The sequence below is a fragment of the Symbiopectobacterium sp. genome, from assembly GCF_047692315.1.
GTDB lineage: Bacteria > Pseudomonadota > Gammaproteobacteria > Enterobacterales > Enterobacteriaceae > Symbiopectobacterium.
On record NZ_JBLLJS010000028.1, the window covers coordinates 1 to 23947 of the forward strand.

Genomic DNA, 23947 nt, shown 5'->3' on the forward strand with positions numbered 1-23947 from the left:
CCGGACGCCAGGTGTTCATATTCGGCGTCACGCGCAGGCTGGCCAGCTGTTCTACCGGCTGGTGCGTCGGGCCGTCTTCGCCCAGACCGATGGAGTCATGGGTGTAGACGTAGATACTGCGGATTTTCATCAGCGCCGCCAGCTTGTCCACCGCCATAGCATCCTGACAATGTTCCCAGCGGAACTCTGCTTCGCTAAGCGGAGAGGGCGGTGCAGCGCTTCCACTGACGGCGTGAGCTGGCGCGTTACCGGTGCGTGGCTGCTTTTCAACTGCTCCAGCAGTGCCGGTGAGATCGTCAGGCGATCGCAGCCTGCCAGCGCCAGAATTTGTTCCACTTTACGGAAACTGGCACCCATGATCACCGTGTTATAGCGATGGCGCTTGTAATAGTCGTATATTTTTTGCACTGACAGCACGCCGGGATCCTGCTCGGTCTGATAGTGCTCAGCAGGTTGTTTGGCCTGATACTAGTCGTAGATATGGCCAACAAACGGCGAAATAAGAAACACGCCCGCTTCGGCACAGGCGCGCGCTTGCGCAAAGGAAAATAGCGGCGTCAGGTTGCAGTTGATCCCCTCGCGTTCCAGCTCTTCCGCAGCACGGATGCCTTCCCAGGTGGAAGCCAGTTTGGTCAAAATACGCGAGCGCGGGATGTCTTTCTCTTCATACAGACCAATCAGCTTGCGCGCCTTGGCGACACACATGCCGCGATCGAATGACAGGCGAGCATCCACCTCAGTAGAGATGCGTCCTGGCACCGATTTGAGGATCTCTGCGCCGATATTTACCGCCAGACGATCGCCCGCGTTGATCAACTGGGTGGCGCTGTTCCCCCGCCTTCAAATTCAGAAGCCAGCCAGGCTGCGACGATCTCTTTTGCCAGTTCTGGCCCGATAACCCGAGCGCCAAGCGAGATAATTTGCGCGTTATTACTTTTTCTGGCGCGCTGTGCGGAATAGGTGTCATGGCATTGGGCTGCCCGAATCCCCGTGACTTTATTCGCGACGATGCTCATGCCGATACCGGTGCCACAGATCAAGATCCCGCGCTCGTGTTTTCCTTCTTTGATAGAGACCGCAACGGTGTGTGCAACATCTGGGTAGATCGGATTTTTTCCACTGGGATCGTAGCTGTAGTCGGTAACCTGCAACTCCTGCTGTTGTAAGAATTCACTAATGATGTTTTTCAAATCGATCGCGGTGCTGTCTGCGCCAATCGCAATTGCGTGCATACCCATCTCCTGCCTGACTAAAGGTCAACATAGCGCCTGATCCGGCGTTTCACGGCTAACATATACTGACCGTTTCAAATGTTCAGCTATTGATTATTTGTTTTATGTTTGTGAGTGTGCATGATCTTCTTAAAAAGGTGATTTAGATCGCTAATCGCGCTTTTTGAGCGTAATTTTACCTTTTGTACACATATTTGGATCATGCTCACAATTTTAAACAGAGTGGTAGGCAAAGAATCGGCGCGATCATATCGTTCATATGTTCACTGTGTGTATTATTGATTTGACTCTTTAGAGGGCATAACAATGTCTCAGACCGATACGCAAACGATAACAACGACGATAGAACATAAAGGTCACACCAGGCACTCCATCGCGAACGGCAGGGGGCAGTATGAGCAAGATATCGGCTACACAAGCGGCGCAACAGGAAACCGCAACGCCATCCTCCGCAGAGCAGTCCGCCATCCGCAAGATCTCCTTGCGTCTAGTGCCGTTCGTCGGACTGATGTTCTTTATTAACTTCCTCGATCGCACTGCAATTTCTTTTGCTGGCCCGAACGGTATGAATACCGATCTGGCGCTGGCGTTCTTCCTGACCACCATTATCAGCGGATTCCAACAGCAGTTTGGCACCACCTTTAATGTGCTGGAAAAAGGGCTGATTACGGCAGTGCCCTATCTGCCTGCGGCAATCGTCATGCACTTCTGGTCACGTGACGCGACCCGTCGCGGCTGCCGTACCTGGCACATTGCCATTCCGGCATTGACCGGTGCCATCAGTATTCCGCTGGCGCTGTACATGGAGTCACCGGCAGCCACCATTGCCGTGATTACCGTGACCGCCTGTTCCATTTTCTCGGCGTTACCTAACTTCTGGACATTGCCCACGCAGTTCTTGACGGGGGCCCCTGCTGCTGCCGCGATTGCCCTGATCAATACCATCGGTAACGTTGCCGGGTTCTCTGCGGGCTATATCACCGGGGTGTTACAGGCACCTACGTTCTCCCTATGTTGATTGTCGGCGGCCTGATGCTGCTCTCCGCAATCTTGATGGTGCTATTGAGTCGTTCCGGGCAGGAATCCCAAGCCGCATTAGCCACACAGGAGCACTGATATGACCTATTTGTTTAACCAGCCGTCTGATTTTGCACGTGAATTAATGGAAGGTTTTGTTGCGGCGCACAGCGATAAGGTGCGTCAGGTGCCGGGGGGGCAGAAGCACCCGCAGCCTTGAAGGCAGTGTCGCCATTGTGGTGGGGGGCGGTTCTGGACACTACCCGGCGTTTGCCGGGTTGGTCGGGCAAGGTCTGGCACACGGTGCCGCGATGGGCAACCTGTTTGCTTCGCCTTCCGCGCAGCAAATCTGCTCCGTGGCGCGTGCGGCGCACAACGGAGGCGGTGTTCTGCTGACATTCGGCAACTACGCGGGGGATGTGCTCCGTTTTGGTCAGGCGAAAGCGCGCCTGAATGCCGAAGGGATCCCGTGTGAATTGCTGGCAATGATCCTCAATGCTGTAGCGGCAATATTGAATCAGGTTCAGACAGAGAAACCGGCTGTACAGGAGGCACAAGAACAATGAGCCGACAAGGGAGTCGCGAACGCTTAATTACGCTGGGTGTCAGCCTGAAAATGTATTTCGGCTACCAGCAAACCGTGGACTGGTGCCAGCGTATCCACGCCATTGTGCAGCGCCATCCTCTTGGCGTCGGTGGCACAGGTCAGGTTGTTTGTGTTGCCAACGTTTCCTGCGTTGGCCCCTGCCGTCTCTCTTTTTGCTGATTCTGCCGTCGATGTCGGGGCGCAAGACCTGCACTGGGCGGATAACGGCGCCTTCACCGGGGAAGTCAGCGGCACGCTGTTGCATGAAATGGGGTGCCGCTATGTAGAAGTCGGGCATGCGGAACGGCGTCGCTATTTTGGTGAAACCGATGAGCATATTGCCCTAAAAACCGCGGCTGCCTGGCGCAACGGGCTCACTCCCGTGCTCTGCGTCGGGGAAGAGCAGCGCGGTAGCGTGCGGCAGGAGATAGAAATCTGTCAGGCCCAGTTAACCAGCGCGCTCAACCGCGCGCAGCAACAGCAGTTAACCGGCAATGTTGTTGTGGCTTATGAGCCTCAATGGGCGATTGGCAGTGCAGAACCCGCGCCAACAGAAGATATCAGCCACGTCTGTCAGGCGTTGAAACAGCAGTTATTTATCGCAACGGGCGTGCGCGAAGGTGTTTCAGATTTGTGATTACGCACCGGTGGAGGAGTTGTCATCCGCTGAGCTGGAAAAGCTGCGTCAGCGCGCCGACGATTTATCAATTCAACTGGAACTCGGAACGCGTGGGCTGGAGACAGCACATTTAACGCGGTACCTGGCGCTGGCTCGGGCACTGGATGTCCGCTTTATTCGCACCATGTTTAACAGCGTCATGCACCAACCCGTTCTCGGATGCTTGCATGATCGCCATCGAATACGGCAAAGAAAACATCATCAAACCGGACTGGAAAAAGATCTTCGATCAAAAAGAGCTCGATCTGGTGATTGCCAGAATGTTGAAGATCGATGCCATCCAGCGCTAATGCCCGTAGCGCATGAATGATGCTGAACCGCCGCAAGTCCTTTTACGCTGGCTTGCGGCATCACTTTTTTAGGGAACTACGCTACGATCAGGAGATGCGTTGCCGGAGTTGAGCCCTGACTTCCGGCGTGCAACAATTGTTAATGATGATCGGCCTTTGCCGACAGGGCCGCGTCTGCCCAGGCACGCCTACCCTTTGCGTAAGGAAAATATTACCGAATGGAAAAACAATCAGGATCTCAGGATAACGAACTACTGACGGAAATCGCCGTGGCTTATTATCAGGACGAGATTACCCAGGAGGAGATCGCGAAGAAATTCGGCATTTCGTGCATCAAAGTAGGGCGTTTGCTGAAGCGTGCTAAAGAAGAGGGCATTGTTGAGATCAACGTCCGCTATCATCCGGTGTTCAGCACGCGACTGGAGCAGCAATTGCTGGAGCGTTTTCCCATCAAACGCGCCCTGATCGCCCTCGATCATCCTGAAGAAGAACAGCGGCGTCAGGTTGCGGCATTAGTCTCCAACCATCTGGCTGTCACCTTGAAAGATGGCATGGTGGTCGCGGTGGGACAGGGGCGCAATGTTTCCGGCGTAGCGGACCACGTGGGAAACGTGACTGAGCGCCACTGCAAGTTCATCTGCGGGATCGGCGGTACACATCGTCCCGGCGATGCGATCAACGCCGATCATATCAGTCGTCGTCTGGCAAAGAAATTTGGCGGTAGCAGTGAAACGCTTTACGCCCCGGCCTACGTTGAAAACCGTGCTCTCAAGCAGGCATTTATGCAAAATGGCACCATCAAGAAGACGCTGGATCGCGCCCGCAAGGCGGATATTGCGCTGGTGGGCATTGGCGACATGAATGAAAACAGCTACATGGTAAAACTGGGCTGGTTCACGCCGCAAGAGATTGTTGATGCCAGCCTTAACCAAGGCGTGATTGGCGATATCGCCGGCTACGATTTTTTTAACGCGCAGGGGCAGCACATCGATACCGTGATGCACGATAGGGTGATTGGTGTCAGCATTGAAGAGCTGCGCAACATTCCCTGCGCCATTGCTATTGCTTCAGAAAACACCAAAGCGTTGGCGATATTGGGTGCGTTGCGTACTGGCGCTATCGATATTATCGCCACCAGCGCTTCGAACATCCGCACCATCCTCAATATGACCCAATAGGGTACCTTCTTCTGCCGGACAGCATCGCTTCGCTGTCTGGTATCTGAATGATTTATAGCAATTTTTTTTGCGTCTGTTTTTTGCCCGCAGGTTAGCAATACGTTATCCAGTTCGCGATAACGTGACATTATGCGCAAAAAACAAGCAGATAAATTGACTATATTAACCTGCATTCACTATCGGTTTTTGCCATGCTTCAAGGTTATACAAGCAGTAATGATTGAACTTCTGTCGGCGTTAACCTCTCCTTGTCTGCCTGGGATAGACTCGCCGCCCTACGTCACGACAACAAAAGCCTATAAGGGATACAACAATGGATGAACAACTCAAACAGAGCGCATTGGATTTCCACCAGTATCCGGTGCCGGGGAAGATTCAGGTGTCCCCCACCGCTAGCGACCCAACGCGATTTGGCGTCGGCCTATTCTGATCGGCCGTCCTGGCGTTATCGAGAAGCGTCTGCAAAAACTCGGTCTGCAAATCACCATCGGTAAAGATTTCGAAGTGGTGAACAATGAATCCGATCCGCGCTTCAAGGAATACTGGTCGGAATATTACGCGTTGATGAAACGCCGTGGGGTCTCGCAGGAAACCGCACAGCGCGAAGTGATCTGCAACCCTACGGTGATTGCCGCCATCATGGTGCAACGCGGTGAAGCGGATGCGATGATCTGTGGCACCATCGGCACCTATGAAGGGCATTTCGAGGTGGTAGAGAAAGTGCTGGGTTATCGCGACGGCGTACACGTGGCGGGAGCCATGAACGCCCTGCTGTTGCCGAGCGGCAATACCTTTAGCTGACACCTATGTCAACCCCGATCCTACGCCGGAGCAACTGGCCGAAATCACCTTGATGGCCGCGCACACCGTGCGTCGTTTCGGTATCGAGCCGAAAGTCGCGCTGCTGTCGCACTCCAACTTTGGCACCTCCAATTCTCCGACCGCGCGTAAAATGCGTGAAGCGCTGACGTTGATCAATAAGCTGGCACCGGAGCTGGAAGTGGATGGCGAGATGCACGGCGATGCCGCGCTGGTGGAAGCGATTCGCCGCGAGCAGATGCCGGACAGCCCGTTAAAAGGTTCTGCCAATATTCTCATCATGCCGAACATGGAAGCTGCGCGTATCAGCTACAACCTGCTGCGCGTTTCCTCTTCTGAAGGGGTGACGGTGGGGCCGGTGCTGATGGGCGTTGCCAAACCGGTGCACATCCTGACGCCGATCGCCTCAGTACGGCGTATCGTCAATATGGTGGCGCTGGCGGTGGTGGAAGCACAGACACAGCCGCTGTAAGTAGATTTATCTGGCACCACTACAAACAGCCCGGCATGCCGGGCTGTTTTTTATCGAGGGGGTTAACGCCGTTGGCGCAGCCACTTATCCAACTCGTTGGCAAAACGCTGGCGATCTTTCTGATTCAGTGCATCCGGTCCACCGGTTTGCACACCGCTGGCACGCAGCGTATCCATAAAATCGCGCATGGTCAGCCGTTCGCGAATGGTGGCGTGTGTATAAGTTTCACCGCGTGGGTTGAGCGCCACTGCGTTTTTTTCCAACACTTCTGCTGCCAGCGGAATATCGGCGGTAATCACCAAATCCCCGGCGTTGACGCGTTTCACGATTTCGTTATCCGCCACGTCAAACCCGGCTGCAACGCGTACTGAAGATATGTAACGTGACTGCGGCGTGCGCAGTGACTGGTTGGCGACCAGAATGACACGGGTTTGTGTACGATCGGCCGCGCGATACAGCACCTCTTTAATCACGTTGGGGCAGGCGTCAGCATCAACCCAAATCTGGGGTTCTGCGTGGGTATTTTCACTCATTCAAGCTCCTTCGCTAACCAATCTTTTACCGGCAAAAAATCACGGTAAAGTGCGGCTTCCGGGCTGTCCGGCTCAGGTTGGTATTCCCAACGCGCCAGCGGCGGCATCGACATCAGGATGGATTCAGTGCGCCCGCCGCTTTGCAGGCCAAACAGCGTGCCGCGATCCCATACCAGATTAAACTCAACGTAGCGCCCGCGGCGGTAGAGTTGAAACTGGCGTTCGCGCTCCCCCCCCCCCCCAGGGCAATGCAGTGCGCCGCGCGACGATTGGCAGGTAAGCGTCGAGAAAACCGTTCCCTACTGCACGCATAAAAGCAAAGCTGGTGGTGAAATCCGGCGTATTCAAGTCATCGAAAAACAGTCCGCCGACGCCATGCGCCTCGTTACGGTGCTTAAGAAAGAAGTAATCATCACACCATTTTTTGTAACGCGGGTAAACGTCGTCACCAAAGGGCTGGCAAAGATGGTGCGCGGTACGGTGCCAGTGTACGATGTCTTCGGTAAAGCCGTAGAATGGGGTGAGATCGAACCCACCGCCAAACCACCATACCGGTGCTTCTTCCTCTTTTTCCGCAACAAAGAAGCGCACGTTGGCGTGGTTGGTTAGCACATACGGGTTTAATGGATGGATAACCAACGAAACGCCCATTGCCTGAAAGCGGCGTCCGGCAAGCTCGGGCCGGTGCGCGCTCGCAGAGGGAGGCAGCGTCGCGCCCATCACGTGAGAGAAGTTGACGCCCGCCTGTTCGAACACCGCGCCTTGGGTCAGCACCCGGCCGCGCCCGCCGCCGCCAGCAGGGTGTTGCCAGCGCTCCTCATTAAAGTCATTCTTGCCATCTGCGGCGGCAAGGTGCTGACACAGGGTGTCTTGCAGCGTCAGTAAAAGGACTTTACGGCGGAAATATCAGGCTGACTCATGACGGCGTTAGTAAATCCATTATAAAAAAATGGCTACCAGTATAGCCTGTCACAACGGCAAGGTGTTGGCTTTCCTGCTGCCGAATGGCCGCGATTGGCGTGATGGTAGCAAATTGATATTGCGTCTGCGTGAGATCACGCGATAATCAGATTTTCCTTAGCGATCAACGGGGGGATCCCATGGAAATCCGCGTATTCAGACAAGATGACTTTGAAGAAGTGATTACCCTTTGGGAACGTTGCGATCTGCTGCGCCCCTGGAACGATCCGGAAATGGATATTGAACGCAAACTGAATCACGATGCCTCCCTGTTTTTGGTGGCGGAAGTGGGCGGTGAAATCGTTGGCTCGGTGATGGGCGGGTATGACGGCCATCGCGGCTCTGCCTACTATCTGGGTGTGCATCCGGATTTTCGCGGGCGTGGCATCGCTAACGCGTTGATTAGCCGCCTGGAGAAAAAACTGATCGCACGCGGCTGCCCAAAAATCCACCTGATGGTGCGGCAGGGCAATGATGCGGTGATCGGCATGTATGAGAAGCTGAACTACGATATCGTGGATTCCGTTACGCTGGGAAAACGCCTGATCGAAGACCAGGAATATTGATCGCTATTGTTGGTTTTTTGGCTTGTTGTTTAAAAACTGTTGCGTCGGTTGATTCGCTTAGATGATAATGAGTATCAATTAATCTTTGCGATGTTTTTTATTGCTACTGACTATGACGCAGCTAACGATATTCTGGAGCGTATTTTACCACTCCCATCAGGGATGGCTGCGCGGATGGCTTAGTAAAAAAACCGGTTGCCGCCATCTGGCGGACAATCTCACCCACGACACTTTCCTCAAACTGTTGACTATGGCGGAGCCGGAAGCGATCCGTAATCCCCGTGCTTACCTGATGGTCACTGCCAACCATGTGATGATCGACCAGTTCCGCAAACGTAAACTGAAAGAGGACGCATTGACGGCGCTGGCGCAATTAGCGGATGGTGCAGAGGAGCAGTCTGCCGAACAGCGCGTGGCTATCAGTCAGTTGGTGGCAACGGCGCTGCATATTCTCAATGAAGAGTTGGATGAAAAGGTGCAACGCGCGTTCATCATGGAGCGTGTTGAAGGCTATTCCTATCGCGATATCGCCATCACGCTGGGCGTGAGCGAAAGCAGCGTCAAACAATATCTGGCAAAAGCCATGATCCACTTCCATACCCGCATCTTCAGTCTGGAAAGCGATGAACCAGAAAGCTGAGTTGGCACGCATTCAGCAGCAGGCCGCCGAGTGGCAGAGCTGGTGTGAGCAGGATGCGCGCCATGAGCGGGTTTATCGCCAGATGCAGCAACTCTGGAGCAGCGCGTCGCTGACACGCAGCGTAAGGCGCGCCCGCAACGTTTCCTCTCTTTGGCCTTTGTGGTGGGTGGGGCTGGTGGGCATGCTTGCCAGCCAACTGCCTTATCGCTATTGGTTGGCGGATCAGCGCACGGCAATCGGCGAGATCCGTCGCTTGACGCTGGATGACGGCAGCGTACTGACGCTGAATACCGATTCTGCGGTTAATCTGCATTTTGATACGCGGCAGCGCACAGTGGAACTGGTGCAAGGGGAAGCCTACGCGCGGGTGGCGAAAGATCCTGCCGGGCGTCCGTTTGTGATTCGTAGTGCACAGGCTTCTGCCCAGGAGCTTGGTACCCGCTACAGCGTGCGTGAAGTGGGAGAGGAAACCCGGGTGCATGTGGAAGAGTCTCGTGTTCGCGTCACCGCGCAGGGCGATCCTGCGGTCAGCGTTGATTTGAAAGCTGGTCAGCAGGTCAGCCTCACGCAGTGTGCGTTGTTGGATGATGTGCAGGACGGCGTAGCGGAAGCGGGCTGGTTGCACAATCAACTGGTGTTTGAAAATGCGCCCTTGAGCGAGGTGATCGGTGAGTTAGATAGATATCACCGTGGCGTTATCTATCTGGACCCGCGTGATCGACGTATGCTGGATAAACTGCGTTTTACCGGCGTCCTGCCGCTGGATGATACCGGGCGCGCCCTCTCGTTACTCAGTCATTCTCTCCCGCTTTCCTATCGGCAGCCTGTCGATGCCGTGGTGTTGAACGGCAGTAAAAATAACTCATAAAAAATCAATGCGTTATTAAATTTTGAGAATGATTATCAAAATTATTTTCGTTTTACTCTGCCCGATTTCTGCTGCCTGACGTCATCGTCAGTAGAAATCAAAAATAGCAGCAGGCAGGGAACTCTTAGTTATGTCCATTTTTATCACGCAGCAGGGGAAATTCTGGCCGCAGACCGTGTTGACGGTGGCGTTAAGCACCGGAGTGGCGCAGGCGGCCGCGGTCAGCACTGTTCAGTTGCCCGCACAGCCCTTAGAAAAGTCGCTGATGCAGTTGGCACGGCAAACTGGCGTTAACTTCGGTGTAGACAGCCAACTGGTGGCGGGCAAGCAGGCGCAGGCGCTGGAAGCGCTGCTGCGCGGCAATAACCTGTATGCGGAACCGACTGATGACGGCAAAGGGTTTATTATTCGCCCGTTGGCGCAGGTTGACACAACGCCTGTGGCAGGATGACGCCGTGCCGTCTGCCGCTACGGAGCGTAACCGGGGTGATGTCATTACGATGCAGGCGCAGGTGACGCCGGGCCCGATGGATTTTGGTAGCCAACAGCTGACAGCGGAAGAGATCGCAAAAAAGCCGGTAGCTAGCGGTAATATTACTGAACTGCTACGCACTAACCCCAATGTGCAATTCTCTGAATCGTCGCGCAACAGCCAGACACCGGGTGAACTGGCTCCGGACGTGGTCTCCTTCCACGGCGAGAAATTCTATAACAACAATTTTATGATCGATGGCTTATCCAACAGCGATCGTCTTAACCCCGGTGTCAACGTTGGTAAGGTTGATGGTACAGCCAATGGTAACACCCCTACGGATTTCCCCTCGGGACATCCGGAAGCCTTTTGGGTGGATACCAGTCTGATTGAATCGCTGTCTGTCTATGAAAGCAATATCTCCGCGAAATATGGTCAGTTCACCGGCGGTGTGGTTGATGCGAAGCTAAAGCGCCCTTCATTTACCGAGGCTTCAGGTTCCATGGGCTACCGCACTACACGCTCCGCATGGACCAAATACCATGTGCCGGAGGACGAGGCTAAGGCGTTTAATTCCCCGACGGCATTGAACAAACAGCCCAAATTCACCAAAGATTTTTATAACCTGATGGTCAGTCAGCCGTTGGCTGACAATGCAGCATTAATGTTTGCCTACGTGCGTAAAGAGTCGGACATTCCCTTTTATCACAGATATATGGGCAAATGGGAAGATCAGCAACGTTCGTCAGAAAACTACCTGCTGCGCGGCGCGTGGGATGTGAATGAGCGCAACCAGCTCACCATGACCGTGCAGTATTCGCCCCATACTTCAAGCTTTGTTCGTTCCGATATCAAAAACGGGAACTTTACCAATGAGGGCGGTGGCTCCGCGACCAACCTGGTATGGGATAACCACAATGCCTCCGGTAAGGTGTCCACCAAGTTAGCCTGGAAGCAGAACGAAAACACCATTACCAACAAAGAGCAGCACTTCTATTACTGGTACAAAACGCCGAGTATCGATTGGGTATCCGGTTATGCCGGTACAGCGGCGCAGGAAGGCGGCTATGGCACTATCAAAACCGCGCAAGAAAGGCTGGACCTTGAAGCAGGATTGGGAACTGAAAGCGTTCTCGACGCTGGGGATACAGCATCGGGTTGATGTGGGGTACGGTGCTGAGATCGCATCGGCGAAATACCAGCGTGATAGCGTCAGTTATGGTTTTCTCAATTCGAAGCGATCGACTTCGGTGAACTGTGCGGGGGAGACACCTCCTGCATCAGTGGTGAACAGTATCACTACAAACGCAATGTGTACGATGTCTCCGACGTTGATGTCTCCACCAATACCTATGAAGCCTATTTGCAAGATACCTTGATGTTTCACCGCCTCACCGCCTCCCCGCCTCACCGCTGTGCCGGGTGTTCGGGTCGACTATGACGACTACATGAAAAACACCAATATTTCCCCGCGTTTCAGCGCTAGCTATGACCTGTGGGGTGACCGTTCCACAGAGCTGTTCGGTGGTGCCAACCGCTACTACGCCGGCAATGTGTTGGCCTATAAGCTGCGTTCTGCCCGTAAGCTCGGTTACACCGAATGCCGTGCCGAACACGTCAATGCCAAGGGCTCCTGTAGTTCTACGGGGGCCGCTACCGCAGGTAATGTTCCTGGCGAGTGGGTGTACGAAAAAGCGTTAAATGAAGTGAACTACAACTACACCTCGTTAAGAACGCCATACAGTGACGAACTGACTTTCGGTGTCCAACAGAGCATCTATGACACGGTATGGACGCTGAAGTGGGTTGGTCGCGAAGGTAAAGATCAGTTTGCCTCAGAAAAAGCGCCGGGCACCAAAAGCTACTCTCTGACCAACAACGGCAAAATGGATTCCGATACCTATAGCCTGGTGGTTAGACCTATCGCCCCGATTGAGTGGCATTCCATGTTGTTCAGTTGGAGTGCTGGCGGGAGTATCCAGAAAACTAACTCGTCCAATACCGCCTATGATGATGAAGTGGATGTTGATAAGCGAATAATTTACAAGGGTAAATTCATGCGTTATATCGATCGCCCTGCCGATGACTTCAACCGCCATTGGGTCACCTTTGTTGAACTGAATACCGAGATTCCCGCATGGCGTTTGGACTGGACACAGCGTCTTAACTATGTGGGGGGCTATAAAGAGGTCACCACCAGTGGCAGCCTGATCTGTACAGGTCAACCTGCTTGCGAAGGGTATGAAGGCCCTGTCGATATCTATACAGAAAAGAAGGCGGGTTCCAACGTGAACATCGACTGGCGCGTAACCTACACCCAGCCGGTCGGCAAACAGAATGTCAAAATCGGTGTAGATGTGCTGAACGTGCTTAACCGCGCTAACAGAACCGGCTCCAACTACGGTCTGGGCCGTCAGTTCTGGGTTGATGTGACCTATTCCTGGTAAGAAGAAAAACAATGAAAAACACAGTGAGCTATTGGCTAGCGGGCGCAGTTTTTTTAGCGTCGCCCTTCATGCGGCGGAGATAAAAAGTCCGTTGCCGCACATCACCACCGGCACCTTGCCTAACGGGCGGCACCACACGCTGGTGCCGCTGGAAGGCCAGAAACAGAGCGTCGATATCCGACTGGCGGTGGAAGCCGGATCGGTGGATGAAACCGATGCGCAATCCGGTGTGGCACATATGGTTGAGCACATGGTGTTCCGCGCCAGCGAAGCGTATCCGAGCGGCGTGGCGAATATGCTGCACCAGAAGGGGTGGATCCGCGCCCAGCATTACAATGCCATGACCAACTATGAGCGCACTCAGTACATGATGAGCCCGCCCGCAGGCAAGAGCGATCTGCCGCTGGCGGCGCTCAGCCAGATGGTGGGGCATGCCAGCCTGCGGCAAAGCGATCTGGACGATGAGCGCAAAATTATTCTGGAAGAGTGGCGCGGTAAGCTGGGCGTCGCTGAGCGCATGAATCAGCAGCGCGTGCAGGCGATACAGCAGGGGTCGCGCTATCCCGATCGCCCGGTGATTGGCACGGAAGTTAGCATCAACACTATGCCCGCCACCCAGTTGCAGGACTTCTATCAGCGCTGGTATCACCCCTCCAACATGCGCCTGATGGTGATTGGCGATATCGTTCCGCAGGAAGTTGTACCGGAGATCGCCCGCCAGTTTGGTGTGCTGCCTGCCGCTGCGTTACCCGTACGCAACTACTACGAACCTCGCCTGCAAAAACAGCTGAACCTGGTGCGCTTGCAGGACAGCGAAAGCGGTGCCAGCCAGATTGCCTTTGTCTTTCGTCTCAACGATCCACAGAGTAAAACGATCGGTCTGGAAGGCGTGCGTCACCGCTTGCTGGATCAGATAGCAACCAACGCGTTGCAGCGTCAACTGCGCCGCCAAAGCGAGCACCTGCCGGACAGCGTCACCAGCCTGGTGGTGCGTAAGTCGGACATTGGCAAAACCACCGTTTCGATCGGTTTTTTTGCTAACGTGATCCCAGGCGAACATCAGGCCGCGTTGCCGGTGCTGCTGGAAGAGATCGAACGCGTGAAACGTTATCCGCTGAGCGAGCGAGGTATTGTCGAGCTTAAAAACGATATCCGGCAAGCTGCCAATCGCATAGCGATCACCCCGTGAATCACGGGAATTTGCCGATTGGGTTCAGCAACTATCCTCTCAGCTGGTTGCAGAGTAAACCCTATGTTGGCGCGCAACAGATTGGGCGTGATGCGCTGACGCTGCTGCCTACTATCACACCGCAAGACGTGAATCGTCATTTGCAGCGTTGGTTAGCAGCACCGGATACGCTGGTGCAATTCAGCGTGCCTGGCGATGTGCTGTTTACCCTACCCACTGTGACTGCGGTAACCACAGAGCAGCAAAAGGCCCGAGCGGCTAACCTTGTGCCTGCGCCATTGCCGTCAGCGAAAGTGGTGCCGGAACTGCCTGTCGTCACCACAGCGGGTAAACGCACTGCGGTGCAGCACTTCCCGCAGCAGCAGGTGGAGCATTGGCAGCTCGGCAATAGCGATCGCGTGGTTTACCTGCGCACACCGCTGGCGCGCGACAAGTTTTACCTGTCGGCCTACAGCAATGCCGGGTTTATGGCGAAAACACTCAATCCGTGGCAGGCGCAAATTGCCAGCCAAATTGTGGCGCAGAGCGGCCCACAAGGCTGGCATGCGGAGAATTTGCGTGACTGGAAACAAGCGCAAGCGGTGTCGCTCAACGTTAGCCAAAACGCAGATGAGTTGCAGATTATCGGGATCTCTTCCTTCAAGCAGGCGCAGTCCCTGCTCCAGCTTTATCATGCGATGAACACGCAGGCGGGCATTGACGCCAGAGTAATGAAAGACAGTCTGGCGGCGCTGATGCGCCAACGTGCCAACCGTACCCAGTCCGCGGGCGATCTGCGTCAGCGGGAAGTGACGCGTTTGCGCTTTGGGCAACCCGCGTATCAGGAGCCGACTCAGGCGCAGTTGCGTGCGATAACTGCGCCAATGTTGCTGAGTCAGTGGCAGCAGGCAGTGAGCGCTCCGGTAACGTACTACCTGATGGAGAACGAACCGGCGGAGACGTTCTTGCCGCTGGTGGAACGTTATCTGGCGTCATTGCCGCAAGCTACTCAGCCAGCCATCACTACGCATCCGGCACTGGCAGGCACGCGCGAATCGACCGTGGCGCTTAATATCGAACCGCGCTCAGAAGTGCGAGCCTGGAGTTACAGTGAACAACCCTGGACGCCACAGGCGGCGGTATAAGTCAGTATCGCGCGTAATCTGGCAAATAAATATCTGAAGAACAGCCTGCGTGATGAGGCGCTGGGTATTTATCGTATGCGCCTCGACAGCGAGCTGGCAGATAAAGCGCAGCGCATCGAGACCGAGATAAGTTTTACTGCTTCGCCAGAACGGGGCCGTGAGCTGTGGCAACGCGCCGAGCAGGTGCTGGCGAACTTGCCGCAGTTGATTACCGCGGAAGATGTTGAACAGCAGCGTCAGCAATTTATCCGCGCCGAGCAAGAGCGTCACAACGATTTCACCACGCAGCAGCGGCGTTTGATCCTGAGCGATCGCCACTATGGCGATCCGCGTTATCTGAGTGAAGTGGCAAACCTTGCGCAGGCGGTGACGTTAGACGGGGTACGCGCGATGGCGGGCAAGCTGCTCAATCCGGCTAACCGTGTGCTGTTGCTGTCATTGCCGCGTGGAGACGCAGCAACACAGGAAAGCGCCGCTGATACCACATTGCAAGGAGACGCCAACCTGTGACTGCGTTATGGGAATTGTGCCGCCCCTTCTGGGGGGGATGGCGTAGCTGGCGTGCCTGGTCGTTGCTGGCAGTCGCCGTATCCATGGGCTTCGGCATTGTCTATCTCAACGTGCAGATCAACGAATGGAGCCGTGTGTTTTACGACACGCTGGGCACCTACGACAGCAGCAAGCTGTTCGGCTTGATGAAAGAGTACTCGATCTACATCCTGCTCTATATCGGTATTTTTGTGTATCAGGACTGGTTTACCAGCCTGCTGGTGATCCGTTGGCGCAGTGCGTTGACCGCGCAATTTGTCGATAGCTGGTTGGCGAAGCGCACCTTTTATCGCATGTCGTTGACAGGGAAAATCGATAACCCGGATCAGCGTATCGCTGAAGATATCAACCTGTTCACCGATAAGCTGGTCAGCATGGTGGTTGCCTTTATCATCAATGCAGGTCGGTTATCGTCGTTTATGGTTATTCTCTGACAGCTCTCAGGCGTGCAGCGTTTTACCCTGTTTGGGCGTGAGTGGGTGATATCCGGCTATCTGGTGTGGGTGGTGATTATCTACACCGTTCTGGGCACCTTGATTACGCACTTGGTGGGGAAAAAGCTGCACGGAATAAACTATGCTCGCCAGCGCTCCGAAGCGAATTTCCGTGCCGCGCTGTTGCGCAAACACGACAATGCGGAACAGATCGCACTCTATGGCGGAGAAGCGCAGGAAAAAACCTATCTGGCGCGCCATGTTAGCGATGTTGCCCATAGCTGGCGTCAACTGATGGATGCGAAGCGTAATATGGGCTTCTTCGCCTCTGGCTATATGCGCGTCAGCCTGATTGTGCCCATTTTTGCTGCGCTGCTTGCCTTTTTATCGAAAACGGTGACGCTCGGCGGTTTGATGCAGATTCGCAGCGCGTTTGCTCAGGTGCATGGTGCGCTTAGCTGGTTTATTCACATGTATGGGGATATTACCATCCTCTCTGCCAGCATCCAGCGTTTAATCCAGTTCAAACAGGAGATTGAGCGCCATCAGCCGCAGCAGGCGGCACCGGAAGTGGGCGAGTGCCTGAGTATCGAGAATCTATCGTTTGCCACGCCGCAGGGCACCCCGCTATTAAACGGTGTGGCACTGCACTGTGAGCCGGGAAGCTGGAGCAAACTTTTCGGGCCGAGTGGATTGGGTAAATCGACGCTGCTGCGCACCTTGAACGGGCTGTGGCCCTACTATGAAGGGCAGTGGCAAGCTCAGGCGGGCCGCACGCTATTGTTGCCACAGAAGAGCTATCTGGGGCAGGGTACGCTGGCGGAGGTGCTGTGTTACCCGCCCCCTCCGCTCAAGGATATCAGTACAATGCAACACACATTGGAACAGGTCGGCCTCGGTGAGTGGCGCGATCGTCTGGCAGAGCGGCATAACTGGGAGCGCATCTTTTCCGGTGGTGAACAGCAACGGCTGGCTTTCGCACGCGCGTTAATTGCTAAACCCGATACGCTCTATCTGGATGAAGCCACCAGCAGCCTCGATCACGGCGCGGCTCGTGCGTTGCTGGGTGAGCTAAAGCAGGCGTTGCCGGGCTGTACGGTGATCGCCATTACCCACCAGCGTGAATTGGACGATTTGTTCCCGCATCACTATGACCTCACTGCGTTTCGCACGGTGACGGCGGGATAACGATGTCAACCAGAGAGAAGGCCACGGTGGTCTTCTCTCGCCCATCGTATTGCCAACGCCTGAGGCTACTCACTTCCCCTCACCGTGAGAATCAACGATAATCTTGCCCACTTGACCGTTTTTTACGGCACTTTTCTCAGACCTGATACTCAAATCCTCACGCATACGATCGTGGGGGGTGGCGCGAGTGCCGCTCACTGTTAAAGGAATTTATGTTATGAGGTTTCGCTCCGTTCAGTTGGTTTTTCCCTGTGTGCTGGCGGCCTCTTTATTGACGGGATGTAGCGCGCTCTCCAATTTTTCCTGGTCCAGTTTGCCGCCGTTCAACTGGTTTGGCAGCAAAATTGAGGTTTCGGATGCCGGCGTCGGCGGACTTAACGGCGGCACGCCGTTGGCACAAGAACCGATAAACAAGGCGTTGAACGGTAACTACCGTTTGCGCAGCGGCATGGGCACCAATAATGGCCAAATCACGGCGTTCTATCAGGCGCTGGATGGCGACCAGATCAAGCTGTTGATAAGCGGTAAGCCCAAAGCGCAGGTCAATCGTGTTGAGGTGATGGATGCGAAGATTGCCAGCGTATGGGGCGTGAAAATCGGGGATGCGTTCAGCGCTCATTACAGCAAAGTCTTTGAGGTCTGCCAGCTTGCTAAAGGGGATGATGCCCGCAGCGTAGAGTGCATTGAATCGCAGAGCAAGCACGTGAGTTATCTTTACTCCGGCGACTGGAACGGCCCAGAGGGGTTAATGCCCTCTGATGATATTCTGCAATCCTGGCACGTCAGCAAAATCATCTGGTACGCACAAGCGCGTGACTGATTTCATCGTCTCAGTTTTTCTCAAACGACTCTCATCAGGCTTGGCGCGGTAACGCGCCAACATTTTATCGTTTCCAACATATCATCGTTTATTTTTATCCTTTGTTTTTGAACAAAGCACATTGCCGTGAATGCGGTATGATGGGCGTCTTAGGCCACGTAGTGCCAAAAAACGATAAAAGCAGATATATTAAAACATGAGGAAGCCTGAAATGACGCAGATACAGAGCGGAATTTTGCTTGAGCACCGTCGTTTTGCCATTTTTATTGAAGCCATGATTCAGGGCGAATTCGATGCTATCCGCCAAGGATGCAAGAAGTTTTGCCAGTCGTTGCAGGAGTTGCAGGCGCGCTTTCCCGATGCAGGGCTGGGCGCGACACTGGCGTTTGGTCATGATGTCTGGCGCGATCTTGACTGCACGCCCGGTGCTGCTGAACTGAAACCCTTTGCACCGCTGGGTAAAGGGTTGGCACCGGCGACTCAACGCGACCTGCTGTTGCATATTCAATCTTTGCGCCACGATGTCAACTTTAGCCTGGCTCAGGCCGCACTGGCTGCGTTTGGTTCCGCGATTCGCGTTGAAGAAGAAACGCACGGCTTCCGTTGGGTGGAAGATCGCGATCTGAGCGGGTTTGTCGATGGCACAGAAAACCCGCAGGGCGATGCGCGCCGCGAAGTGGCGATTATCGCCGACGATCAACCGGATGCGGGCGGTAGCTATGTATTTGTGCAACGCTGGGAGCATAATCTCAAACAGTTGCAGCGTTTTAGCGTAGAGCAACAAGAGCAGATGATTGGCCGCACCAAGCAGGATAACGAAGAGATCCCGGCAGAACAGCGCCCAACGACCTCGCACCTGAGCCGCGTTGATCTTAAGGAAGAGGGCAAAGGGCTGAAAATTTTGCGCTAGAGCATGCCTTATGGCACGGCCAGCGGCAAACATGGTCTTTACTTTATTGCCTATTGCGCGCGGTTGCATAATATTGAACAGCAATTACTGAGCATGTTTGGTGACCGTGACGGCAAACGTGATGATATGCTGCGCTTCACGCGCGCCGTCAGCGGCAGCTACTTCTTTGCCCCTTCGCTGGAAAAACTGCTTGCGTTGTAACGTTTTCATGTTGAGTGGGTAGGAGAGGCGCGTTGAGTACGCTGGATAACACAATAGGCAATACGCCGCTCGTCAAGTTGCAAAGGCTGACGCAGGCCACAGGCAGTGAGGTCTGGCTTAAGCTGGAAGGGAATAATCCGGCGGGCTCGGTGAAAGATCGCCCGGTACGTTTTATGGTGGAGCAGGCTGAACGGCGCGGAGAAATAACCCCCGGCGATCGGCTGATTGAAGCCACCAGCGGCAATACCGGTATTGCGCTGGCGATGATTGCTGCGGTAAAAGGGCATCGCCTGCGGCTGTTGATGCCGGAGAACATGAGCCGTGAACGGCAACTGGCGATGCGCGCCTATGGCGCTGAGCTGGTGCTGGTCAGCCCTGAGAGTGGCATGGAAGGCGCGCGCTATCTGGCGCGCCAGATGGCAGAATCAGGGGAGGGTAAAGTGCTCGACCAGTTCAACAACCCGGATAACGCGCTGGCGCATTTTATGACCACGGGGCCGGAAATCTGGAAGCAAACGCAAGGCGCGCTGACCCATGGCACCACTGGCACGCTTTCTGGCGTCAGCCGCTTCCTGAAACAGCAACGCTCATCCATCTGTACCATCGGTTTGCAACCTGCGTCGGGGAGCCATATTCCCGGTATTCGCCGCTGGGCACCGGGGTACGAGCCGGGGATTTTCCAGCCACAGTACGTTGATCATGTGATGGATATTACCCAGCAAGAGGCGGAAACCACGCTGTGACGCTTGGCTCAGGAAGAGGGCATTTTCTGCGGCGTTAGTTCTGGCGGTGCTGTGGCGGGGGCACTGCGTGTGGCGCAGGAAAAATCTGGCAGCGCGATCGTCGCGATTGTCTGCGATCGCGGCGATCGTTACCTGTCCACCGGCGTATTTGGCTAAAACTATTCCCGTTCCAGCTCGTGTATCGGCTCCATGTAGGCGGCGCGCCGGGCGGGGAAGAAGCCAAAAATCACCCCAATCAGGCTGGCGCACAGGAACGCGGCAACAATAGAAGCTGGCGAGTAGATCAACGAGAAGCTGCTGAAGAAGTGGCTGAATGCCGCACCCGCCAGCAGCGACAGCGAGACACCCAACACGCCGCCAAGCAAGCACACCAGCACCGCTTCAATCAAAAATTGTTGCGTGATATCGCTGGCGCGCGCGCCGACCGCCATGCGCACACCAATTTCTCGTGTACGCTCGGTAACTGAAACCAGCATGATGTTCATCACGCCGATGCCGCCGACCAGCAGCGAAATAAACGCAATTGCGGAGACCAGCAGCGCCAGCGTAGTGGTGGCTTTCTCAATGGTTTGACGAATGCTATCGGTGTTGAAAACAAAGAAATCTTTGCTGCCGTGGCGCTGGGTCAAAATCTGCGTAATACCCTGTTCTGCCACGCTCAAATCCACGTTGTCTTTGACCCTGACGGTGATGCTTCTCAGGTAGGACTGCCCGATCATGCGTTTCATTGCCGTGGTGTAGGGTACCCAGACATTAAGGTTTTCATCGCTGCCAAAGCCGCTGCTGTTTTTTCCACCACACCTATAATACGCACTGGCAGCGAGCCCAACAGGATCACCTCACCGATAGGGTTCTCCCCGTTGGGAAACAGTTTTTGCAATGTGTTTTGGTCGATAACCTCTTCCTGAGCCAGATTATCCACGCTGGTGCGCGGGAAAATCATCCCTTGCGCTACGCTGTAGCCGCGCACGGTGAAAAACTGTTCTCCTACACCGTTAGCATTGGCCGTGACCGCGATATTGCCATAGCGTAGCGTGACGCTGGTGGCGACGGAAGGCGTCACGCTGTGAACGTAGGGCTGCTGCGCCAGCGGCTCGATATCCGTTGCACGCAGCGTTTGAATGGCGCTCGAGCGTCGGTCACCGAAATCCTCGCCGGGATAGATCTCCAGCGTACTGGTGCCCATCGCGCTGATGTCTGCCAGCACTTGTTGCTGCGAGCCTTTGCCGAGCGCAACCACCGATACCACCGAGGCGATACCGATGATAATGCCGAGCATGGTAAGAAAGGTGCGCGTACGCTGAGCATTCATAGACAGTAAAGCCATTTTGAAGGCATCGATAAAACGATCGCGCGCTTGCCGCAGCCGTGAGGCGGGATTGGCGTTGGCTTTATCTTGCGGTGCGGCCATGCTTGGGCGCGGCGCGCTGGCCGAATCCGCGATCACTTCGCCATCTCGTAATTCAATGATTCGTCCGGCATGGCGCGCGATCTGCATGTCGTGGGTCACGATAATGATGGTGTGCCCCTGTGCGTTCAGATCTTTTAAAATGGCCAGCACTTCGTTACCGCTGTGCGTGTCCAACGCCCCCGTGGGTTCATCCGCCAGAATGACCTGGCCGCCGTTCATCAGCGCGCGGGCGATACTGACGCGCTGTTGTTGCCCGCCGGAAAGTTGGCTGGGGCGATAGTTCAGGCGCTCACCCAGTCCGAGACGGTGCAGCAGTGCCGCAGCTTGCTGCTGGCGGGAAGTGCGGTCGCGCCCGGCGTAGATCGCGGGGACTTCGACATTGCCCTGCGCGGAAAGATCGCCCAACAGATGATAGCGTTGAAAGATAAACCTGAAATATTCCCGGCGCAGCGCTGCCAGACTGTCGCTGTCGAGCGTCGCTACGGCCTGCCCGTTAACCCGGTATTCACCTTCGGAGGCTTTATCCAGACAGCCGAGAATATTCATAAATGTCGACTTACCGGAGCCGGAAGCCCTAACGATAGCGACCATTTCGCCAACATGAATATTCAGGTTTATCGCTTTTAGCACGTTGACCGTTTGGTCACCGTTGGTAAAACGGCACGAAATTCCCGTTAACGTCAGTAAGGTTGAGTCATACGCTAGCTCCTATTACATCGGCGGCGGGCCGGGGTGGCGCGACGATGACGATGCAGAACCCGGTTGCTGGCTGATGATCACCTGTTCGCCCGCGCTGACGCCGGTGAGTAATTGGGTATGCACGTTGTCGTTAATGCCAACAGTCACTTCGCGGGATTCGCGTTGCCCTTGCGCATTAACCACTTGCACCACGGTTTTGCCGTTAAGCTGCTGTACGGCGGTGGCGGGCACCACCAGCGCGTTTTTCACTGCGGTGTGCAGAATATAGACCTGCGCTGTCATCGAGATACGCAGCGTGCCTTCCGGGTTATCGACATCAAACAAGCCGTTGTAATAGATGGCCTTGGTGGTTGAAGAAGCTGCTACTGCTGCTGGACGAACTGGTGGTTTCGTCGTTGATGGAGTCCGGTGCCGGTTTGATGGCGCGCGGCGTTGCCTGATAGCGCTTGTTAGGCTGACCAAGAATGGTGAACCACACCGGCATGCCGACTTATTGGTGATAACAGTGAGTTTCCTCCTGCGGTACAACACGTCTTGCGTGAGGCGTTTTATCAACGCTGGAAATCGCTTTCCGTCGGAGAGCGTGCCTGGCTGGCAGAGGCAATTGCAATAGAGCGTGTATTGGCGGGGCAATCGTGCAAAACAGTGGCTCAGGCGCATGGCATTCCTGAGAATAGCGCACTAATGCATCGACTGAATATGCTGGCGGTTGATGGCGCGGCGGGCACGCGGGTAGGTGCGGGCGAATGCTGCTACACCGTCGCGGAGATCTACGGCATAGAATTTGATAGCTTTGCCTTCAACGCGTTGCAAAAGCGCGCGGTGAAGGGGCGGGCAGGAGAACGGGTACGTAACGGTGAGCCATGCATGCAGGTGGCAGAGGATCATGGTATTTGCATGCAGTATGAGGCGATGGATATGTTAGAGATGATCGCCGTAGATTCTTGTGCCGGAGAACGGGTACGTAATGGTGAATCCTGCCGATTGGTTGCCAGAGAACATGGTATCAGTCCTCTGTTTGCCGCTATGTGTGAGCTGGAGAGCATTGCGGTGAGGACGGTTGCCGGGGATCGGGTTCGGCAGGGGGAATCATGTCGCGTAGTGGCTTGGGAGCAGGGTATTCATCATTGCCACAGAGCGATGCATTACCTGGAGATGATCGCTGTTGATACCTTTGGCGCTGAACGGGTACGAAATGGGGAATGCTGCGCATTAGTGGCCCAGTCACTGGGGATTTCATTGGTCGGAGATGCGGCAAAAGTGCTGGCAGCCCTTGAAATGGCCTCTGTCGGTGCGGCAAAGCGCCCGCGTTTAATGTGAGTAGGGCGGGCCGCAAATAGAAACCCCACAGTCAGCGCACTGGCCGTGGGGTAGGTATCATGTACAGCGTTCAGAGAAGCATTACTTCTTGGTACGGATAACCGGTGTTTCGCCTACAACAACGGTACCGCTCAACTTGGTCAGCTCTTTGATCTCATCCATATTGGAGATAACTACCGGCGTCAACGTAGACTTGGCCTTTTCTTCCAGCAACGCCAGATCGAATTCAATGACCAGATCGCCTTTCTTCACGTGTTGGCCTTCTTCCGCAATGTGTTTAAAGCCTTCACCTTTCAGCTCAACGGTATCGATGCCGAAGTGAACAAACAGTTCAATCCCGCTGTCGGATTCGATAGAGAAAGCATGGTTAGTTTCAAAAATCTTGCCGATGGTGCCGTCAACCGGTGCCACCATCTTGTTGCCGGTCGGTTTAATGGCAATACCGTCCCCAACAATCTTTTCTGCAAAAACAACGTCAGGAACGTCTTCGATATTGACGATTTCACCGGACAACGGCGCAATGATTTCAATGCTGCCAGTATCTTTTTTGTCATCAGATACCAGAGATTTCAGTTTATCGAACAAACCCATGATCTTCTC

20 protein-coding genes and 10 pseudogenes are annotated in these 23947 nt (G+C 54.8%); 21 read left to right on the plus strand and 9 right to left on the minus strand.

Translation table 11 applies throughout. From position 1 onward, the window contains the following. From ACMZI0_RS16645 to rpiB, 3 genes and pseudogenes are all read right to left on the minus strand, one after another. Nucleotides 1-142: pseudogene (locus ACMZI0_RS16645) on the minus strand (hypothetical protein); the annotation flags it as partial. Continuing rightward, a pseudogene (locus ACMZI0_RS16650) lies at nt 137-834 on the minus strand (transaldolase family protein); the annotation flags it as partial. The pseudogenes ACMZI0_RS16645 and ACMZI0_RS16650, both read right to left, overlap by 6 nt. Continuing rightward, the gene (gene rpiB / locus ACMZI0_RS16655) at nt 813-1232 is read right to left on the minus strand and encodes a ribose 5-phosphate isomerase B (protein WP_415673791.1); all 420 of its coding nucleotides are present in this window, start codon (nt 1230-1232) and stop codon (nt 813-815) included. The pseudogene ACMZI0_RS16650 and the gene rpiB, both read right to left, overlap by 22 nt. Nucleotides 1233-1812: 580 nt before the next feature. On the opposite strand from rpiB, the pseudogene ACMZI0_RS16660 reads away from it, so the two are divergent. The 7 genes and pseudogenes from ACMZI0_RS16660 to ACMZI0_RS16690 all read left to right on the plus strand — a co-directional run. Next, nucleotides 1813-2348, plus strand: a pseudogene (locus tag ACMZI0_RS16660) (MFS transporter); the annotation flags it as partial. A gap of 1 nt (nt 2349) precedes the next feature. Beyond that, nucleotides 2350-2785 (plus strand): annotated as a pseudogene (locus ACMZI0_RS16665) (dihydroxyacetone kinase subunit DhaK); the annotation flags it as partial. Nucleotides 2786-2811: 26 nt separating this feature from the next. Beyond that, nucleotides 2812-3015 (plus strand): hypothetical protein, encoded by a 204-nt coding sequence (locus ACMZI0_RS16670; RefSeq protein WP_415673792.1) that lies wholly within the window; start codon nt 2812-2814, stop codon nt 3013-3015. Then, the gene (locus tag ACMZI0_RS16675; RefSeq protein ID WP_415673793.1) at nt 2969-3472 is read left to right on the plus strand and encodes a triose-phosphate isomerase family protein; all 504 of its coding nucleotides are present in this window, start codon (nt 2969-2971) and stop codon (nt 3470-3472) included. Before ACMZI0_RS16670 ends, ACMZI0_RS16675 begins: the two co-directional genes overlap by 47 nt. Before the next feature lie 182 nt (nt 3473-3654). Further along, nucleotides 3655-3804: pseudogene (locus tag ACMZI0_RS16680) on the plus strand (phosphogluconate dehydrogenase C-terminal domain-containing protein); the annotation flags it as partial. A 218-nt stretch (nt 3805-4022) separates the two neighbouring features. Next, complete coding sequence (locus ACMZI0_RS16685) at nt 4023-4982, plus strand: sugar-binding transcriptional regulator (protein WP_415673794.1); 960 nt, start codon at nt 4023-4025, stop codon at nt 4980-4982. A 474-nt stretch (nt 4983-5456) separates the two neighbouring features. Further along, a pseudogene (locus tag ACMZI0_RS16690) lies at nt 5457-6273 on the plus strand (phosphate acyltransferase). A 62-nt stretch (nt 6274-6335) separates the two neighbouring features. On the opposite strand, the gene ACMZI0_RS16695 reads toward ACMZI0_RS16690, so the two are convergent. Then, nucleotides 6336-6806: a YaiI/YqxD family protein gene (locus ACMZI0_RS16695; protein WP_415673795.1), complete on the minus strand. Its 471-nt coding sequence runs from the start codon at nt 6804-6806 to the stop codon at nt 6336-6338. Continuing rightward, a pseudogene (gene hemF / locus ACMZI0_RS16700) lies at nt 6803-7726 on the minus strand (oxygen-dependent coproporphyrinogen oxidase). Before hemF ends, ACMZI0_RS16695 begins: the two are co-directional and overlap by 4 nt. A 180-nt stretch (nt 7727-7906) precedes the next feature. Here hemF and ACMZI0_RS16705 point away from each other — a divergent pair. From ACMZI0_RS16705 to cysM, 13 genes and pseudogenes are all read left to right on the plus strand, one after another. After that, nucleotides 7907-8332, plus strand: coding sequence for a GNAT family acetyltransferase (locus ACMZI0_RS16705; protein WP_415673796.1), 426 nt, complete (start codon nt 7907-7909; stop codon nt 8330-8332). Nucleotides 8333-8444: 112 nt separating this feature from the next. After that, a complete protein-coding gene (locus tag ACMZI0_RS16710) occupies nt 8445-8972 on the plus strand; it encodes a sigma-70 family RNA polymerase sigma factor (RefSeq protein WP_415673797.1) in 528 nt (175 codons plus the stop codon). Then, nucleotides 8956-9840: a FecR family protein gene (locus tag ACMZI0_RS16715; RefSeq protein WP_415673798.1), complete on the plus strand. Its 885-nt coding sequence runs from the start codon at nt 8956-8958 to the stop codon at nt 9838-9840. Before ACMZI0_RS16710 ends, ACMZI0_RS16715 begins: the two co-directional genes overlap by 17 nt. A 130-nt stretch (nt 9841-9970) precedes the next feature. Further along, nucleotides 9971-10291, plus strand: a complete 321-nt coding sequence (locus ACMZI0_RS16720; protein WP_415673799.1) for an STN domain-containing protein — start codon at nt 9971-9973, stop codon at nt 10289-10291. Then, a complete protein-coding gene (locus ACMZI0_RS16725; protein ID WP_415673800.1) occupies nt 10227-11474 on the plus strand; it encodes a TonB-dependent receptor plug domain-containing protein in 1248 nt (415 codons plus the stop codon). The genes ACMZI0_RS16720 and ACMZI0_RS16725 overlap by 65 nt, the downstream gene beginning before the upstream one ends. Nucleotides 11475-11760: 286 nt before the next feature. After that, nucleotides 11761-12759 carry a hypothetical protein gene (locus ACMZI0_RS16730; RefSeq protein WP_415673801.1) on the plus strand — a complete coding sequence of 333 codons (999 nt, stop codon included), beginning with the start codon at nt 11761-11763 and terminating at the stop codon, nt 12757-12759. Nucleotides 12760-12850: 91 nt separating this feature from the next. After that, a complete protein-coding gene (locus ACMZI0_RS16735; RefSeq protein WP_415673802.1) occupies nt 12851-13948 on the plus strand; it encodes a M16 family metallopeptidase in 1098 nt (365 codons plus the stop codon). Next, complete coding sequence (locus ACMZI0_RS16740) at nt 13945-15072, plus strand: hypothetical protein (protein WP_415673803.1); 1128 nt, start codon at nt 13945-13947, stop codon at nt 15070-15072. Before ACMZI0_RS16735 ends, ACMZI0_RS16740 begins: the two co-directional genes overlap by 4 nt. A gap of 75 nt (nt 15073-15147) precedes the next feature. Continuing rightward, nucleotides 15148-15582: a hypothetical protein gene (locus tag ACMZI0_RS16745; RefSeq protein WP_415673804.1), complete on the plus strand. Its 435-nt coding sequence runs from the start codon at nt 15148-15150 to the stop codon at nt 15580-15582. Continuing rightward, nucleotides 15579-17243, plus strand: a pseudogene (locus tag ACMZI0_RS16750) (ABC transporter ATP-binding protein/permease). Before ACMZI0_RS16745 ends, ACMZI0_RS16750 begins: the two are co-directional and overlap by 4 nt. A gap of 217 nt (nt 17244-17460) precedes the next feature. Beyond that, nucleotides 17461-18063, plus strand: coding sequence for an RpoE-regulated lipoprotein (locus ACMZI0_RS16755; RefSeq protein ID WP_415673805.1), 603 nt, complete (start codon nt 17461-17463; stop codon nt 18061-18063). Nucleotides 18064-18274: 211 nt separating this feature from the next. Further along, nucleotides 18275-19174: pseudogene (locus ACMZI0_RS16760) on the plus strand (Dyp-type peroxidase). Between the two features lie 32 nt (nt 19175-19206). Continuing rightward, a pseudogene (cysM, locus tag ACMZI0_RS16765) lies at nt 19207-20073 on the plus strand (cysteine synthase CysM). 2 nt (nt 20074-20075) lie between these two features. Here cysM and ACMZI0_RS16770 read toward each other — a convergent pair. Genes ACMZI0_RS16770 through ACMZI0_RS16780 form a run of 3 tightly spaced genes read right to left on the minus strand, consistent with a single transcriptional unit; the run spans nt 20076 to nt 22351 of the window. Then, nucleotides 20076-20645, minus strand: a complete 570-nt coding sequence (locus ACMZI0_RS16770; protein ID WP_415673806.1) for an FtsX-like permease family protein — start codon at nt 20643-20645, stop codon at nt 20076-20078. Then, nucleotides 20642-22012: an ABC transporter permease gene (locus tag ACMZI0_RS16775; protein WP_415673978.1), complete on the minus strand. Its 1371-nt coding sequence runs from the start codon at nt 22010-22012 to the stop codon at nt 20642-20644. The genes ACMZI0_RS16770 and ACMZI0_RS16775 overlap by 4 nt, the downstream gene beginning before the upstream one ends. Before the next feature lie 27 nt (nt 22013-22039). Beyond that, nucleotides 22040-22351, minus strand: a complete 312-nt coding sequence (locus tag ACMZI0_RS16780) for a hypothetical protein (protein ID WP_415673807.1) — start codon at nt 22349-22351, stop codon at nt 22040-22042. A gap of 210 nt (nt 22352-22561) precedes the next feature. Between ACMZI0_RS16780 and ACMZI0_RS16785 the strand changes: the two genes are divergently transcribed. Beyond that, nucleotides 22562-23347, plus strand: a complete 786-nt coding sequence (locus ACMZI0_RS16785) for a hypothetical protein (protein WP_415673808.1) — start codon at nt 22562-22564, stop codon at nt 23345-23347. 81 nt (nt 23348-23428) lie between these two features. Here the strand turns inward: ACMZI0_RS16785 and crr are convergent, their stop codons facing one another. Then, a complete protein-coding gene (gene crr, locus ACMZI0_RS16790) occupies nt 23429-23938 on the minus strand; it encodes a PTS glucose transporter subunit IIA (RefSeq protein WP_415673809.1) in 510 nt (169 codons plus the stop codon). Between the last annotated feature and the right edge of the window lie 9 nt (nt 23939-23947).